At 47.7% G+C, this 17235-nt stretch carries 15 protein-coding genes; 9 read left to right on the top strand and 6 right to left on the bottom strand.

Going from position 1 to position 17235, the window contains the following annotated elements; all coding sequences use genetic code 11:
- Positions 1–20: 20 nt before the first annotated feature.
- Complete coding sequence (locus GUA98_RS24655; protein WP_227780095.1) at positions 21–1091, bottom strand: SDR family oxidoreductase; 1071 nt, start codon at positions 1089–1091, stop codon at positions 21–23.
- 267 nt (positions 1092–1358) lie between these two features.
- Here GUA98_RS24655 and GUA98_RS24650 point away from each other — a divergent pair, with 267 nt between their 5' ends.
- Entirely contained in the window at positions 1359–2681 is a 1323-nt protein-coding gene (locus GUA98_RS24650) for an ATP-binding protein (protein WP_193724704.1), read from the top strand.
- Positions 2682–2743: 62 nt separating this feature from the next.
- Here GUA98_RS24650 and GUA98_RS24645 read toward each other — a convergent pair whose 3' ends face one another.
- Positions 2744–3361: an NUDIX hydrolase gene (locus GUA98_RS24645; protein ID WP_193724703.1), complete on the bottom strand. Its 618-nt coding sequence runs from the start codon at positions 3359–3361 to the stop codon at positions 2744–2746.
- A 218-nt stretch (positions 3362–3579) separates the two neighbouring features.
- On the opposite strand from GUA98_RS24645, the gene GUA98_RS24640 reads away from it, so the two are divergent.
- Positions 3580–3948, top strand: coding sequence for a DUF4180 domain-containing protein (locus GUA98_RS24640; RefSeq protein WP_193724702.1), 369 nt, complete (start codon positions 3580–3582; stop codon positions 3946–3948).
- Between the two features lie 27 nt (positions 3949–3975).
- Complete coding sequence (locus GUA98_RS24635) at positions 3976–5100, top strand: SGNH/GDSL hydrolase family protein (protein ID WP_193724701.1); 1125 nt, start codon at positions 3976–3978, stop codon at positions 5098–5100.
- An 88-nt stretch (positions 5101–5188) separates the two neighbouring features.
- Here the strand turns inward: GUA98_RS24635 and GUA98_RS24630 are convergent, their stop codons facing one another.
- Positions 5189–5716: a dihydrofolate reductase family protein gene (locus GUA98_RS24630; RefSeq protein WP_153980442.1), complete on the bottom strand. Its 528-nt coding sequence runs from the start codon at positions 5714–5716 to the stop codon at positions 5189–5191.
- A gap of 75 nt (positions 5717–5791) precedes the next feature.
- Here GUA98_RS24630 and GUA98_RS24625 point away from each other — a divergent pair, with 75 nt between their 5' ends.
- The 3 genes from GUA98_RS24625 to GUA98_RS24615 all read left to right on the top strand — a co-directional run bounded on the left by GUA98_RS24625 (position 5792) and on the right by GUA98_RS24615 (position 8098).
- The gene (locus GUA98_RS24625) at positions 5792–6694 is read left to right on the top strand and encodes a helix-turn-helix transcriptional regulator (protein WP_193724700.1); all 903 of its coding nucleotides are present in this window, start codon (positions 5792–5794) and stop codon (positions 6692–6694) included.
- Between the two features lie 283 nt (positions 6695–6977).
- Entirely contained in the window at positions 6978–7244 is a 267-nt protein-coding gene (locus GUA98_RS24620) for a CD3324 family protein (RefSeq protein ID WP_153980440.1), read from the top strand.
- A 284-nt stretch (positions 7245–7528) separates the two neighbouring features.
- A complete protein-coding gene (locus GUA98_RS24615) occupies positions 7529–8098 on the top strand; it encodes a hypothetical protein (protein ID WP_227780094.1) in 570 nt (189 codons plus the stop codon).
- 113 nt (positions 8099–8211) lie between these two features.
- Here GUA98_RS24615 and GUA98_RS24610 read toward each other — a convergent pair whose 3' ends face one another.
- A complete protein-coding gene (locus GUA98_RS24610; protein WP_227780110.1) occupies positions 8212–10029 on the bottom strand; it encodes an AbfB domain-containing protein in 1818 nt (605 codons plus the stop codon).
- A gap of 300 nt (positions 10030–10329) precedes the next feature.
- Positions 10330–11778, bottom strand: coding sequence for a DEAD/DEAH box helicase (locus tag GUA98_RS24605; protein ID WP_193724697.1), 1449 nt, complete (start codon positions 11776–11778; stop codon positions 10330–10332).
- 490 nt (positions 11779–12268) lie between these two features.
- On the opposite strand from GUA98_RS24605, the gene GUA98_RS24600 reads away from it, so the two are divergent.
- Complete coding sequence (locus GUA98_RS24600) at positions 12269–13207, top strand: macrolide 2'-phosphotransferase (RefSeq protein WP_193724696.1); 939 nt, start codon at positions 12269–12271, stop codon at positions 13205–13207.
- Positions 13208–13282: 75 nt separating this feature from the next.
- On the opposite strand, the gene GUA98_RS24595 is transcribed toward GUA98_RS24600, so the two are convergent.
- On the bottom strand, positions 13283–14797 hold the full coding sequence (locus tag GUA98_RS24595; protein ID WP_193724695.1) for a leucine-rich repeat domain-containing protein: 1515 nt from the start codon (positions 14795–14797) through the stop codon (positions 13283–13285).
- Between the two features lie 309 nt (positions 14798–15106).
- Here GUA98_RS24595 and GUA98_RS24590 point away from each other — a divergent pair, with 309 nt between their 5' ends.
- Complete coding sequence (locus GUA98_RS24590) at positions 15107–15997, top strand: diacylglycerol/lipid kinase family protein (protein ID WP_227780092.1); 891 nt, start codon at positions 15107–15109, stop codon at positions 15995–15997.
- Positions 15998–16139: 142 nt separating this feature from the next.
- The gene (locus GUA98_RS24585; protein ID WP_153980434.1) at positions 16140–17057 is read left to right on the top strand and encodes an aldo/keto reductase; all 918 of its coding nucleotides are present in this window, start codon (positions 16140–16142) and stop codon (positions 17055–17057) included.
- Positions 17058–17235 lie beyond the last annotated feature (178 nt).

Raw genomic sequence — 17235 nt, 5'->3', positions numbered from 1 at the left:
CACTTTATATTCCAATTCCGTTACGGAATGATTCTGCGCTCACGCAAATTCGCGAATATATCCATAAACATCGATTCGGTTTCAACAAAATCATGAAAGCCAAAGCGGCGGGCTTTGGAACCATCTGCGAAGAAATCATAATCCCATGAGAATACAAAGTCGCCGAAGGCCCAGGAAGAGACGTCATCATAGGAGGTTTCCATCAAGCCATACTTCTCAATCATGGATTTCCACAGACTTTCTTTGTCTGCCATCACCGTGGCGAGCGAGAGCGGCAGTGGAGGTGCCGTTTCCAGTTCAAAAAAGGCAGCGATTTTGGGCCAGAGTTCATTCCACCGAAATAAATCACCGTTGGTAATATTAAATGCCTGATTGACGCAGCGGGGGTCGGTTGCCGCCCAAATGGTAGCGCGAGCCAGCAGGGCAGCATCGGTCATTTCGAGTAGGGAGTGGTAAGCACCTGGCTTACCGGGGAAGCGAAGTGGGAGCCCAAGTTCCTTGGAGATGGACGCATATATTCCAATAACCATGGCGAGATTCATTGGATTGCCGAGTGCGAAACCACACACAACAGACGGACGCAGGGCCGACCAGGTCCAGCCGCTTCCGGGCTGCCTTCTCTCAAGAAACTGCTGCTGATCCACATTGAATTCAGGTGGCATATGGTGTGCATCCGTTTCCCGTGCAGGTGTTTTGAACGGGCCCAGATGAGCACCGTATACCTTATAACCTTGCTTTAGACTGATATGCTGGAGGTTGGAGGCGATGGGCTCGATGGCATTGACCACATTAACGAGCATTGCCAGGTTGGGTTGTATCAATTCGGCCCATGTAGGGCGATCCTGATAAGCAGCATAAAAAATATGAGTGACTGTCGTCAATGGACTCAGCTTGGCCTGAGTATCGGCTTCATTCAATAAATCCACCGATATATAACGAAGTCTCGGAGAGTTTTGCCCTCCGCGGCGTGATACCCCAATGACATTCCATTCGGGAAGTGTCGTCAGATAATCAATAAGGTTACTTCCAATGACTCCGCCCGCACCAATAACGAGAGCAGTGTGGCGTGTAATAGGTTGATTGGGTTTCAATGGGCATGCTCCTTTCTTTTCCTGTACATTATTGTGAGCCAGCAAAAGAAAGGTGTGAAGTACGCACCTTGAAGTCATATACGCACTTGAAAGTAATATTTCGGCTGTTAGGCAGGTTCACGGGCTTTGGAAATGTAGTAAAAAAAGACTCGGATGCTGCTATGCTACATCGTTCATTTTCTAAAGATGAATGCGTATGTTACTATATACAGCATTAGAAGCCCGAACGGTATTTGCAAGCGCTAATCGGGCATGTAGGAGAAAGATATGCGTAATTGGCTTAAAAATGAGAATGTACAAATGACGGCGGTTGCCCTGGCTACAGCCATTGGTGCGCAATTTAAGATCAATCCTTTTCAGGAAGACTATTTTCGAATCGGCTTGGGCGTAAGTATCCTATTGTTCCTGCTTATGATCATGCCGCATCTGTCTTATGTGAAGACGGGGATTCTGACGGGGATCGTGAGCTTTATCGTGCAATCCATTGATTTACTGTACGATGTGAATTCGATGTCGGTCCTGGAAAGTTTGCATGACAACATCGGAGCGGGCATTTATTATATTGCCTTCTCTTATGGTCTTAGCAAGTTCAAGAACAGGTTCCACGAGATTCAGCCACTGCTCCTGGGTGGCATAATTACATGTGTTGATTTTTCCTCCAATCTCATTGAGCTTTTCACTCGCGGTGTATTGAATGGGACCAGCATCTTCGATATGAGAGAATGGCTGTATCTGCTCGTTGTGGGTGGGCTGCGAAGTTATTTTATTAGCGGTTTGTATAACAGTATCGCGGTAAGACAGATGAGGCTCATGCATGCCGAGCAGGAGAAGCGGATGGAGCAAATGCTCAATGTAAACTCCGGTCTCTACGGCGAGGTCTTCTATCTGAAAAAGGCCATGAAGACAATCGAAGACATAACGGCGGATAGCTACGACCTATATCGGGATCTTAGGGAACAGGAGATGAATCAATACAGTCAGCGGACACTGGGGATTGCTCAGCAGATCCATGAGGTGAAGAAAGACTCGCAGCGCATCCTGGCCGGACTACTGAAACTATATGACAGTGAGAAGGCAGTCAACATGAGCCTGTCGGAGGTTCTGAATTTTGCCGTGAAGGGCAATCTTAAATACGCTGAGATGCTGGATAAAAGAATACAAATTCAAATGGAGCAGCAGTATGATTGCGAGTCGCCTTTTTACATTCCACTCTTAACGGTGATGAACAATCTGATCGCCAATGCTGTGGAAGCGATTGAGCTCGAAGGGACTATTCGGATACAGGTATATGAACAGGATGAGGATGTACATTTTGCAGTCATCGATTCGGGCAAAGGAATACCTGAAGCCAAGCGAAATATTATTTTCGAGCCTGGCTATACGACGAAATTCAATCAGGCAGGTATTGCCGCAACAGGAATCGGTCTGTCCCATGTCCGAGATATTGTGCGGTCCATGGAGGGGCATATCACGGTCAAATTTGCTGAGAAAAGTGGACAAGGAACTGCCTTTGATGTGTCGATTCCCAAAAGGAACCTGATTAAAGGAACGGAACTTGAGAACACGATCCGTCCAGATCAAAATCTGTGATAAACAGAAAGATAGCGACTGTACCCTACTCACGGGAAAGTCGCTATTTGGCGTGTTCAACTTTAATCCAAAATGACTTCTTTGGCGGGATGATCCAGAAACTCAAACATGGTCTTTACCTGCTCTGCTGTATTTCTTTCAAGCGAAAGCTCAGGCAGATCATGCCTGTCGAAGAACTGGACTGCACTGGTTTCCACACCGGTTTCAGCTGTACCACCTGTAATCTCGCACCGAATAAACATCTTGTAGATATGGTAAGGTTCGGGCGGATGGCCATGGAATTTCTTATCCAATACAGCCAATAGGCGCAAGGGCACGACATCGAAGCCGGATTCTTCCTTGATTTCCTTCACGGCTACTTCCGATGGAGAGAGACCGATGTCGCTCCAGCCCCCTGGCAAGGCCCAGGCACCATCGATTTTTTCCTGTACCAAAAGGATTTTGTTATCCTTGAAAACAACACCCCGAATATCGACTTTGGGCGTTGCGTATCCAGAATCACTCGCGAAAGTGAGTGCTATCTTCTCCTTGTTTACAGAAGTGTAGTTAGCCAAGATATCCACACTAATCTTTCTTAATTCCTCGTAGCGTTCGATATCGTATACATCATTGCCATAAGTTAAACCGGTCTGAGCAATAGCCTGAATCTGTTTAGCCCAATCGAGCCACTTCATGTCCATGGTAGCATCCCTCTTTCTTAGGTAAATCTCGAAATATAATTCTTATAGGAAATAAATCCATTATAGCAGAGGAATTCCAGTGAGTGATTACAAATAAGAAGCAAACCCTGGAATGTTGGGGGAGCGAAAAGTTCCATTTTGCTGTGAAATATACATTGCTTTTTGCGAAGGAAATGCGAGATAGTATAGGGAAATGAGATATGGAAGGAGCACGTGAAATGGATATTACAATCGATCAACAGGGCAACTCCAAGGTTGCTATTATTGAGAGTAACGACATCGTCATCAGCGAAGTGCAAGATGCACTGGATCTGATGGTGTCGGTAAATTATCTGAACGAGGCATACAAGCTGATCATCGACAAATCCAACATTACGGAAGAATTCTTCGATCTGAAAACGAAGCTGGCCGGTGAGATTTTGCAAAAGTACGTTAATTACCAGGTGAAGCTTGCCATCGTTGGTGATTTTGACGGCTACAGCAGCAAAAGTCTGAAGGATTTCATTTATGAGTGCAATAATGGCAAGCATATGTTCTTCGTAAAAACAAAAGAGGAAGCGCTTCATATCCTGCATGGCTTGGATTAATTATTATTCGTAGAGGAGGAATACAGGGTGAAAGAGAGTGACAAGTTACAGGTGCACGTTCTGTCTGAGATACAGAATCTGAAGGTACATGGCAGGACAACAGAGCAGCGGGCACCGCTAACGTTATTTTGGACAGGTAGCGCAATTGAACTCCAAGTCACAGGATCTGAGCTCTGGGTGGAAGTGGAGTCGGACTATGATATCCATGAACCGTGGATCAGTATCCTGATCAATGGAGTTCCTGTAAGCAGGCAGATGGTTACAGCAGGACGGTATTGGATCTGTATCTTCCGGGGCATGAGCGAAGGTACAGTGAAGAACGTACGCATCGTCAAGGATGTGCAGGCCATGAGCTCAGACCCGGGCTGCTTATTGCAGTTCTATGCCCTGAAGTCGGATGGTGCATTCCTGCCTGTGGAAGAGAAGCCGTACAAGATTGAGTTTATTGGGGATAGCATCACATCTGGAGAAGGTGCAATAGGGGCCAGAGCGGAAGAAGACTGGATTCCAATGTGGTTCAGCGCGATACATAACTATACGTACATGACAGCGGAGGCAATGAACGCAGACTACAGAGTGATATCCCAGAGCGGTTGGGGTGTACTTACAAGCTGGGACAATAACCCGAACAATAACATTCCTGATTATTATGAACAAGTCTGCGGGTTGCTGACGGGTGAGAATAACCAGGCAATCGGAGCCGGGGACCTGCATGATTTTGATTCCTGGCAGCCGGACGTGGTTGTGATCAACCTGGGAAGCAACGATGGAGGTGCCTTCCAGACACCGGAATGGAGAGATCCCGTAACTGGAAAGGTACATAAGCAGCGTTTAAATGAAGACGAGAGCTATCATGAAGAGGACTTGACCGCTTTTGAGAATGCGGTAGACCGGTTTCTGGTCAAACTCCGCAAGAATAATCCGAAGGCACAGCTTGTCTGGGCCTATGGCATGCTTGGTTTTCCCATGATGCCTGCCATCTATCGTGCAGTGGATCGTTATACGAAGCGGACAGGCGACCGAAGGGTATCCGTCCTGCAGCTCCCGGATACAACCGAAGAGACGATTGGGGCTCGGACTCATCCGGGTGAGTTATCCCACCGCCGGGCAGCAGAGACGTTAACGGAATATCTGCAAGGAATTTTGGCTTAAAGAGGAATGCCGTACTAGGGCTGGCTGAATAAAACAAAGACCACACTTCTTCTTGGGGGAGCGTGGTCTTTTTCTCGTATTGGTTGGGTTATATCTGAACCTGATAAAGGATGGATACGATCTGACCGAGTGTCTGTGTTCTCATCATCTTCAGATTACTCGGTACAATTCCCTGGGGAAATAAGGGGATGCCTTCTCCGAGAATTTTCGGAATGATGGCCACTTCAATTTCATGAAGCAGTCGTTTTTCCATAACGGCCTGAACCAGCTGGCCGCCGCCAACAATCCATAGATCGGCATCGGATGCCTGCTGTAAACGGGGAATCAGGCTCTCCACGGGCTCAGTTGTAAACTGCACATGAGGGGCAGGCGGCTGCTCCGAACGGGAGAGTACATATGTGGGTCGGTCTGCATATAGGAAATCTTCGGATAGCTTAAGCACGTCTTCGTACGTGGTTCGGCCCATGACTACTGTCCCAATCGTTTGATAAAATGCAGCATACCCGTTATCTCCGCCATCCCCTTCCACGTCAAACAGCCAATCTACCGAACCGTCCTTTCTTGCAATATAACCATCCAGACTCATCGCAATGTACAGCACTACTTTATTGGACATAATAGATCGCTCCCTTCTGTTTCATATGATACACTCTAACTATGACAAATATTGACGCAGTTAGGTGGTGCAATCATGAATGGTCGAAAACTAGCCATAATGAGACTGATGGATTCAAGAAAAAAGTTTACCGCCCGTGAACTGGCGGAACGATTCGGTGTATCCGTCCGTACCATTCAGCGTGACTTGGATGCGCTGCAGGAGATGGGGTTTCCTTTGTACACGGAGGTCGGCGTGAATGGGGGTTACAGGGTTTTGCCTAATCGAATTCTGCCGCCCCTGCAGCTGACACAGAACGAGGCACTTGGTCTGTTTCTGATGATCGAATATTTGCAGCAGGTCCCGGATTTTCCGTATGGATCCATGCGAGAGCATTTGGCGGAACAGTATTTCTCCACCTTGCCGGCGGATGTGCAGGACCTGATTGTACGCATGAGAGAACATGTGACGTTTGTACAGCATCCGGGTGAGCACGCAGAAATGTTAACGACCGAAATTCTTCATGCTGCCGTAGATAAAAGAGAGATTGAATTTACGTATCATTCCCGAAAAGGGAGGAAAGAAACACAGGCCTATCCCATTGGTATTTACTATGAAAATGGATTTTGGTACATGCCTGCACGTCATAAGGAGCACGTGTTGTTATATCGCGTGGACCGCATGCAGCAATTGAGAGTGCTTGATTCCATAGATGAGTCCATTCCCAGCCTGCAAGCATGGTTTAAATCCGAAGACGACAGGGAAGGCGTGGAAGTGGTGCTGCATTTCACCGAGTTTGGTACAAGGCTCGCACATTCGGATGTGCTGTTCCAGTCGATTCAAGGCAATGAATGGCGAGGGCTGGTTCCCCTGGAGGAATTCCCATTCACTGCACGGAAGCTGCTTGCCTACGGTCCTGAAGTAAAAGTGGTCTCGCCAGAACCATTGCAGCAGGCTGTTCGGGAGATGCTGGAGAAGAGTTGGAGCCAGTATTCTTAATGTGGAGGCGATGGAATGGTGCTGATCAGGAGGATATCACCGTGCGTGGATCGAATGGATTCATGTGAGGGTCAAACAGCGCCTACATATGGGTGCCGAATGGGGGGGCTACCATGATTCAATTCATAAGAGGTTTCACGATCCGCTCTATGCAGAGTCCATGCGATGAACAACGGCGGTTGTTTGCATAGAGCCATGACTTTCCTTTCCGCCACATAGAACTCAGAAGTGTACGTCGTATGACTCTGCTGCCTTAAAGACTAATTTTAAGGAGCGGAGCAGCATGAATTATATCAATGCAGATGCCATCTTGCCGGAAGAATTATTAAAAGAGATCCAGAGGCACATCCCGGGTGGGCTGGTTTACATTCCAAAACCCAAGGAAGCTCACAAAAAGTGGGGCGAAAAATCGGGCAGCAGGGCGGTTGTGAAAGAGCGTAATGAGCAGATCCGGCGCCTATTCGCTGCAGGTGTAACTGTACACGAGCTGACGGAACGTTTTTTCCTGTCCATCGACAGTATTAAGAAAATTGTGTATTCCAAAAAATAAGGGTGAAGAGCCACATTAGAGAAATCTAATGTGGTTTTTTTTGTGTAAAGATTCGTTATTACATGTTCGTTACACCTTCATAAATAGCGAAAGAACATACAATGGAATAATCACCCTGTACAACAGGATTTCTAAATTGAATATGGAGGTTGTTTACGTATGAACGCTAAGGTAATTCAGCCGAATGCGTCTAATCACTGGACAATTTAGCCAAATAAAGGTGATAATTGAAGGTAATGATGACGCGAAAGGATGAATCAATGATGCGAAAGTTAGTCTGCCTAATGAGTGCTTTATTCCTTTCAGGAATGATTATGGGATGTACGGAATCGAAGACGACCGATCCTGTTCAAGAGACAACACCTCCAACCAACCAGCAGAATATACCAACGAGCGAAAAGGCTGATGCGCAGGATGAACAGAAGGCTCTGGATATGTCCATGGAATATAAGAAAACAGAATTAACTGTTGATTATGCAGATTACGAAGATACTCTAACCGTAGAGGGTCTATTGGCCAAAGGGGAGACCATAAAACCATTTTTGACGGAGAAGAACTATGAGTCCTACATGGCTAATCGGTATGCAACGTTACCTCTAATGGTGGCAGACAAGGAGAAGGCTCTACTCCATCCCGGAAATATACTCGTGGAGATCAAAGAGAGCAAGAACGATTGGATCCTTGTAGAATATAGACTGAATCTGGTCTTTACGGATCGCGAAGGCAAACAGTTAAAGAACATTCCACTATCAGGTGATATCACTTTTTTACAGGACCAAGGCGAATGGCGCATTCAGGACGACACCTATAATATCAAAGATTTGCAAAATATCGCTTATGAGGTAAAAGAGTAGCGTGATATGAACCGAACAAGATAACAAAAGGCTGCACACTTAGATCAGATTCTAAGATGCAGCCTTTTTGATAGTGGGATCTTACGGATCAGATAAAGCATCACAACGTCAAACTAGAAATTGGTTCGCCCGAACGTAGCGTCGCTTTTCACGGTAGAGCTGCTGGATGCGTTAATGGTATCGAGCTGCAGTACGTAGTCATAGTGCCGGATGTAATACCCGGGCTGGCTGTATGATTGGAGTGATATTTTGGAGCTGTCTGCCCAGCCGGGGCTGCTCAGAAAGGTTGCATCTCCCTTATAAGCGGCTGTGTCTACATAGGCTTCAAGCACAATTTTGTTGCTGCTGTTTCGCTTCAGGAAGTATCCCGGGAAGTTGATGGACTCCAGCGAAATGCCCGTTGAGCTGGCGAGACCAGGAACAACGCGGAACTGGGAGTCAAGTGCAGGTGAGACATTCGCGTCAATACGAGCTGTGAAATTGGAATGCCGGATAGAACGGTCCGGATAGTTATGTGAGCTGAACTGGCTGTAGCCTGTCGCTTCCGGGGCAGCAGGTCCCAGCATTTTAACCTCATGCAGTGTTGGAGTGTACCAATTACCCGGGTTGTTCCACAGCACGGCATTTACCATATGGATACGTACATAGCGGGCCGTAAAGTGCACTGTATCTGTGGTAAACCCGTAGGTCAGGTTATTGGTCCGATCCAGTGTGGAATAGTTGACACCATCGTTGCTGATCTCAATCTTGTATTTGTAATACCCCTCCGATCCTTTATACATAAACCAGGAGATATCGATCTCGGTAATGGTCTTCGGCACTCCGAAGTCAACCTGCCACCAAGCAGGCCATGTATTGGAAGAGGCCGCCCACGAAGTCTGGTAGTTACCGTCATTTACATTGGCAGCGGAAGAACCGGAGGCTGTCGAAATGGCCGTAGCTGTCTTGCCTTGAGCGTGATTGACGAGAGAGGACGGCGCTACCGTACCTGCAGCAGCATCGATACTCCAATCCTTATACCACTCCAGTGATGCCGTTCCGTTGGTATCGTTCAGGGTCAGAGGGAGCCAGATATGCTTGTGCTCGCCCAGATTCATTGGATTCCAGCGGTCTCCCATATAAATATAGGACGTGGTGCTGCTGCCTGTAATCGTGGCAATATCATGAATCTGCGATCCAAAGGCAGAGGGATTGCCAGAAGGGGTCAGTGCAGACCATGGTCCAGTCATGGATGTGGCTGTCGCATAAGCCCCCTGATTCGGATACCAGCCAGCAGCCTGGGAGGTGAAGAGGTAATAGCGGTTTCCCTTTTTCACAACGGCAGGGGCCTCTCGGTAGCTGTTCTCAAATAACCAGCCAACAAAGGATTCTACGCCTGTATAGCTTGCGTTCATTTTGAAAATAGCCATCGTATCGTTCGCTCCGCCATTCTTGCGTGACGCACTGATGAGATAGCCCGTACCATCGGTATCCACGAACACTGTCATATCGCGGGACTCATAGTCCAGTGGCCGGAAGCTGCCCTCATACGTGAATTTGCCACTTGGTGTATTGCTGGTCGCTACGGCGACACGTCCCAGATTATAATCCGTTCCGTTCTCATAATGTGCCCAGAGCACATACTGCTGCGTAGCGGGATTGTAGATCACTTTGGGGCGCTCAATCTTGCTGGAGGCAAGCTCTGTTGCGGAATCCTTGGTGAGGATGGCATTGCTGAATGTCCAGTTTTTCAGATCGGTTGAAGTATAGACGTTAACACTGTCAAACTTGCCACTTACCGCATGCTCACCATACCAATAATACGTGCTTCCCACTTTCAGAATATTGCCGCTGTTCGCATGAATGGGGTTACCTGCGGTATCCAGCCAATCGGAGCCGTTGCTAATGGTCACACTTGCCGCGTCCGTTCGTTCCGGATGGAAGCCAAACATCGTCAGTGTCAGAGTCAGAACCAGAATCCATGCATACTTCCTGCTTCTCATTACATGCACCTCCCCAAGGTATGAGCAAAGTGTAGCGCTTTCACATATATTCTAGCTGGACTTCCATTCGTTTCAAGTGAACAATTCATCCATTGCTGAACAAAAAAGTGCTTTTCGATATAAAGCGGCGAGAGCGGGGGGTTTTTGTATAAGATATGTTCTTCTGCTTGCTGAAAACCTGTATAAATCAAAGAAGGAGTGCCTCAAGACACTCCCTCTTCTAAGATATATTAAATTCGTATCATGTGCTTACACATGCTTCCCTTTGCGGACCTTCAGCTGCTTGCCCTTGACCGTTGTGTTTTGCATCATTTCCAGTACAAGCGGGCCTTTGCCGTTTAGAATCTCCACATCGGTTACATTATCGAGAATGGTGATAATCCCGATATCATCTGCGGTGACCCCCTCCAGTTTGGCGATGGTACCTACAAAGTCCACGGCACGCAGTTTTTTCTTTTTGCCGCCGTTGAAGTTCAGCTTCATGATCTGCTGGTTCAGCTGCTCACGCTTGTCTTTTTTGCGCTCAGGTACAATCTTCAGGCGTTTCTCGAATTCTTCCCTGCGGCGATCGACAGCTTCTTCAGATGGCGCCGGAACGACCGGGATCTCGAATCCGATATAGGATTCAATCTCGGCCAGGCGTCTGCCATCCTTCGGCGTAACCAGCGTGATGGCCTTGCCTGTCTTACCAGCACGTCCGGTACGGCCTGTACGGTGCACATAGCTCTCTTTTTCCAGCGGAATATCATAGTTGATGACATGAGTGATATTCGTGATATCGATTCCACGTGCCGCAACATCGGTCGCAACCAAATAACGGAATTGGCCTCTTCTGAATGCATTCATGACTTCGATCCGCTCGTCCTGCTCCATGCCTCCGTGGATTCGGTCTGCTGGGTAGTCCAGGTCAGCCATCACCCGGAACAGTTTATCCACGTTCTCCTGTGTTCGGCAGAATACAATGCAGCTGTCCGGATTTTCCACGATAAACAGATCCTCCAGCACAGCAGTCTTGTTGACTTCGGATACCCGAACAACCTCGTGTTCTATTGTAGCTGTTGTGAGACCACTTGCTTTGATCTCGATCTCTACCGGATGATCCATATACTTGCGTGAGAGACGGGCAACGTCCTCAGGGAATGTAGCGGAGAATAACATCGTTACGCGCTCGCTAGGCAAGGCCTGAATGATAGCTTGTACCGTCTCGATAAAGCCCATGTTCAGCATTTCATCCGCCTCGTCAATGACGAGATAGGCAATCCGCTCGAGCGGCAGTGTACCGCGTTCGATATGGTCCAGCACACGTCCCGGCGTACCTACGGCGACATGTGTTCTTTGTTTTAGCTCTGCTTTTTGAATATAAAAAGGAGATTGTCCATAGAGTGCCGTAGCTTTAATTCGCTTATAGCGTCCAATATTGGTGATGTCTTCATTGACCTGCAGGGCCAGTTCACGGGTTGGCGTGAGAATTAAAGCCTGCGGTTTATTTTCATTCCATTCCACCAGCTCACAAATCGGAATACCATAGGCAGCTGTTTTACCACTGCCAGTCTGGGATTTGACCACGAGGTCTTTATTTTCCAAAGCGACCGGGATGACTTCAGTCTGAACCTCGGTTGGCGTTTCATAACCCAGACTATCCAGTGCCCGGACGATCTCTTCGCCAAGCTTATAATCTTTGAATTGTTGCTTGCTCATTGTTAACCTCTTTTGCATTAGTTTTAAGTGCTCATACCAGAGACGTGCAGGATGCTTACTATAAGCATTGCACCATACCTATATCGTATACCTGTTCATTATACTCTATATGCAGGAAGGCCAGTGGAGGAATTGACCTAGGTACATGGGCAAATCAGGAAATTCATGCTGGAACCAGGAATTGGAATATGTTAGCATAGGGGTAACTTACTGAACGGAGGGATACGTGTGGCACATTTTTTCCGATTGAGATAGCAGCGAAACGTTTGTTTACGCGTGCTGTTTGCTGCCTGTGTGCAGATAATCGGGAGAGGTTTGCCTATTTACACGTATGCCGTAATCGATAGTGGACACTCTTGCCTAGGAGTGGTTCTTTGATGTACTACTATCGGGCTGCTCATATTTAGGTTTATCCCTTAATCCGAGATCAAGGCACAGGCGTGAATGTCTGTGTTTTTTTATTTTTCTGAGGAAAAGAGGAGGAAAGGGTATGACAGGACCAATTTCGAATGAACAGGTAAAGCTTCAACAGGAGATATGGCTGCTTGCTGAACAGAATGGGCTTCGAATCCGCAAAGATTCGATGGAAATCAATGAGTCCGGGATGGACTTCAGGGTGGCCTTTGCTACGGATGAGAGTGGGCAAAAGTGGGTTCTGCGCCAGCCAAGGCGTGGAGACGTATGGGAGCGTGCCGAGAATGAGCGCAAGGTATTGGGGGTCGTACAGGATAACTTGTCTATAAAGGTGCCGGATTGGCGAATTTGTACACCGGAGCTGATTGCTTATCCCTTGCTGGACGGTGAACCGATTGCTGTGGTCGATCCTGCTGGGGGAGGGTATGCATGGCGCTTTCCGCAGGAAGACCTGTCGGATGTATTTTTTGATTCGCTGGCTGCTGCACTCGTACAATTGCATGGCATTAATGCCAATGAAGCGGTACAAGGCGGAGTGCGGCAAAAGACGCCTAGGGAAGTGCGCCAGGATTTTGCCGCCAATATGGAGCAGATTAAGCAGAGCTTTACGGTACCAAAGGGACTCGCCGAGCGGTGGGGAAAATGGGTGTCTACAGACCATTTCTGGCCTGAGCACGTCACATTCAATCATGGTGATCTGCATCCACCGCATATTATCGTCGATCCTACACAGCGGGTTACCGGGCTTATCGACTGGACGGAAGCGGAGATCGCCGATCCGGGGAAGGATTTTGTGATCTTGTATGGGCTTTTCCAGGATGCTGGATTGCGCGATCTGCTGAAGCGGTACGAAAAGGCAGGGGGAAAAACATGGCCCCGGATGTTTGAGCATATTCGGGAGCATTGGGCTGCTTACCCGGTACTGGTTGCTAAGTTTGCTCTAATCACTGGGGAAGAGTCGACCATGGAGATGGCGAGGGGTATGCTGGCTAGCTGGGATGTGCCACAGGATTAAACCGATTGTATAAATAATAAGCCTATCGCATGTAGTTCATACAAGAACTTGCGATAGGCTTATTTATCGTAACATTTAAGAGTCAATACTGTTGTCCACCTGTTTATTCTCAAAAATCAGAATCGTTTTGCTTCTCCCGATATATCCGACTGTCGTATTAAGCTGCTCCGAAACAAAGCGAACGGGCACAAAAGCCGTGCCGTTTTCAATCAACAAGGGGGCATCATTCATCAGGAGCGAATCGTCTACAACCACCTGTTTGTTACCGGCAGTCCAGCGAATGGTTTGTTCACCCTGTGTGATAACGGCCTCCTGCTTGTTTCGATCCCAACCCACCTGGGCATTCAGTTGTTCGGACACAAATCGCAGTGGCACATACGTACGCCCTTCATGGATAAAAGGTGCAGCTTCCAGGGTGTATGTGCGATCACCCACATAGGCTGTGGTCGATCCTTCGATCAGACGCTGGAAACGGCCTTGCGGTGTGCGTTTCTGTTCCCGCACATTCATCTGGTTAAGGAGACTCATGGTACTGCTGCCACTCGATACGTCCAGGTAGTTATTTTGCACAGTCAATCCGGCGGATTCCGCTTCCGTCATCGGGGTCAGTACGTTAGGAGATACAGAGGAGGAGGCTCCAATGTCCTGAACCATATTCACGGGAACAGCCTGTGTAAACGTAAAATCGGCAATCGGCGTCAGATCCCATACACGATTGTTTGCAAGCTTCAGTACCTCCAGCTTGGTGAGCTGTCGTAGTGGCTCCAGATCATAGATCTGATTGGATTCCGCATTAAGCTCGGTTAACCGCACCAATCCTTCAAGTGCCTTGAGATGCTGAATGTGGTTACTCGAGATGTCGAGCCCCTGAAGACGCGTCATATGCTGCAAGGGTGTCAGGTCCGAGATGGCATTGCCTGCCACGTTTAGTCTAAATAATGTATTGTCCATTTCGGCCAGTGGAGCCAGTGATTGAAGCCGATTATTTGCTACGTTCAGCTGCTGCAGCCGAGATTGATGAACCAGTGGAGCCAGATCCGTAATCTCATTGTTGGAAATCTCCAGCCATTTCAGATGATCTAGTTCAGACAAGGCAGATAGGCTGTAAATTTGATTGCCACTCGCGTAAAACGTATGTAAGCGGGTGAAGCCACGAACCACTTCTATAGAAGAGATAGAGTTATTGCTGATGTACAGCCGTCCCAGTTGCTTCAGCTCAGCGAGTGGATCAATGGAGGTAATATAATTATTGCTTACGTCGATTTCCCGGAGCTGGTCCAGATGCTTCAGCGGGGTCAGATCCTCAATCTCATTGCCATATAGGCGGAGATGTGTCAGGTTGGTCGCATACTCCAGTCCCGACAGGCTCTGTATCCCTGCATTACTCAGATCAACAACGGTAAGCTGTTCTAGGTCGGAGGAAGTTAACGGTGAATCTACCGGTTTGTTCAAGATCAGTTTAAGTCCGTTTTCCAGTGCAGGATCTTCTATGATGCCTTTGCCTGAGTCCATCGTTGCGTAGGCCATGGCTTGCCCCGACGCACCGATACTTAGAATGAATATTAGACATAGTAGTGCCAATCTTTTCATTGCATGCATTCCCTCCGATATTCTTGAAATTCTCTGCTTTTATGTAGTCCATCTCCAAAGTTAAAGTCAGATCAACAGGAGTAATTCTTCATATTTCTCTAGTTATTAACCCGTCAGCCGAGAAAAGGAACATTAATTTCAGGGGACAGGTAACAACTCTACTTCTATTCTATATGAAACAAGCCTTGATCTGTACTCCTACAGGTGAACTTTACCAAAAAAATCTTTTGGACTGCGAGCCTTATTCATTCTCCCCCGAGAAAGGGTATAGAAGAAGTAAATATGTGCAGGTGGAGGGGAGAGGCGTTTATGCGTCAAGCCATGATCATTAGCAATCCGTCATCGGGAAAAGAAGAGGCGCAGCAGTACGTGTCTGAAGTTCAGGCGATTCTGGAATCGCAGCAGTATCAAGTAATGATTAATGAGACAGCCGGGGTGGGTGATGCAACCAGTTACTGTCTGGATGCCTGCAAAGGCGGCTGTGATCTGGTCATATCCATTGGGGGAGACGGCACACTGCATGAGACCATTAATGGCATGATGGATCAGAAGCATCGTCCCAGGCTGGGTATCGTGCCACTGGGTACCGTGAATGATTTTGCCCGTGCACTCCATCTGTCTCTCGATCCGGATGAAGCCATTAAGCAGCTTGGCTCCGAACAGGTACGCAAGGTGGATCTGGGGAAAATTAATGATCGTCTCTTCGCCAATGTCGTAGCAGCCGGTTCTTTGGCCGAGGCGTTATCTTCTGTCTCATCAGAAGACAAGTCGAAGCTGGGCTCCCTGGCTTATTTGAAGGAAGGATTGAAGGACCTCGTGTCCTCGCCCGCCTATCCTTTGAAGATTGAATACGATGGGCTGACGTGGGAGGGTGAATCCCCGTTGTTTCTTGCTGCGCTAACCAATTCGGTTGGTGGATTTGAGAAGCTGTCTCCGGATGCAGTAGTGGACGATGGACTGATTCATTGTTTTGTAATCCGCAATATTAGTGTGTTCAACAGCCTGACACTGGGAACCTCCTTATTTTTTGGGCATCTGAAGGACCATAAGGATGTGGATTATTTTACGGCAAAAGAGATCCGGGTAAGCTGCACTGAATCGGTTCGCACCAATGTGGACGGGGAGGAAGGGCCTGCACTACCTATCCAGATCAGCGTCCTGCCTCAACATATTGAAGTGATTGTGCCTCAAGAAACGTAAGCCCGCCGAGAAATGGAGAAAAAACGACCATTTTTCCATATAAGATATCTAAAAATCCATTGAAACCGATTGCAGATCTGTGTCACAATCATAGCTGGAAGACAAGTATATACAATCTATCCGAATATGGAGGGAAATCACCTTGAGAACAATAAAACTTGGCAGCAGCTCACTTGAAGTACCAGTTGTGGCCGTAGGCTGCATGCGCATCAATTCACTCAGCAACAAAGAGGCAGAACAATTTGTTCATTCCGCCATGGAAGTCGGTGCGAACTTCTTCGACCATGCTGATATTTATGGAAACGGGGCATGTGAAGAGATTTTTGCAGAGGCGGTACAGATGAATCCCCAGGTTCGTGAAAATATGATTTTGCAATCCAAATGCGGTATCCGCAAGGGCATGTTTGATTTCTCCAAAGAGCATATCCTGAATTCAGTGGATGGCATTCTGCAGCGTCTGAAAACCGAGTATCTTGATGTCTTGCTGCTGCACCGTCCGGATGCTCTCGTGGAGCCTGAAGAAGTGGCAGAGGCATTTGATCTGCTCGAGCGCGAAGGCAAAGTGCGTCATTTCGGCGTATCCAACCAGAACCCGAACCAGATTGAACTGTTGAAAAAGTACGTGAAGCAGCCGCTGGTAGCCAACCAGCTTCAGCTGAGTATTACCAACACAACAATGATCTCCAGCGGGATCAACGTGAACATGGAGAACGATGCAGCCGTGAACCGTGATGGCAGTATTTTGGATTATTGCCGTTTGCACGATATCACGATCCAGCCTTGGTCTCCGTTCCAGTATGGCTTCTTCGAGGGCGTATTCCTGGGCAGCGACAAGTTCCCGGAACTGAACGCCAAGATCGATGAGATTGCAGCCAAATATGATGTGAGCAACACCACCATCGCGATTGCCTGGTTGCTGCGTCACCCAGCTCAAATGCAGCCTGTAACGGGCACAACGAATATTGAACGCCTGAAGGACTGTGTGAAAGCCGGAGATGTTCATCTTACACGCCAGGAGTGGTACGAAATCTATCGTGCTGCTGGCAACATCCTGCCTTAAATCTGATTCACAAACAGAGTTGCAGAGTCTACTCTCTTATACGAAAACACGAGCATTTATGAACTGCACCCCAATTGTTAGACATTATCAACAATTGGAGGTGCAGTTTTTCTATGGCTAAATTTACAAACGAACAAAAAATGGATGCAGTTATTAGATATCAAAGCAAATCGGAAAG

Origin of the sequence: Paenibacillus sp. P13VS (assembly GCF_015143645.1) — a bacterium.
In the GTDB taxonomy this organism is placed as follows: domain Bacteria; phylum Bacillota; class Bacilli; order Paenibacillales; family Paenibacillaceae; genus Paenibacillus; species Paenibacillus xylanilyticus_A.
Note: the sequence above shows the minus strand (reverse complement) of the source record. Positions and strands in the feature narration are given on the sequence as shown.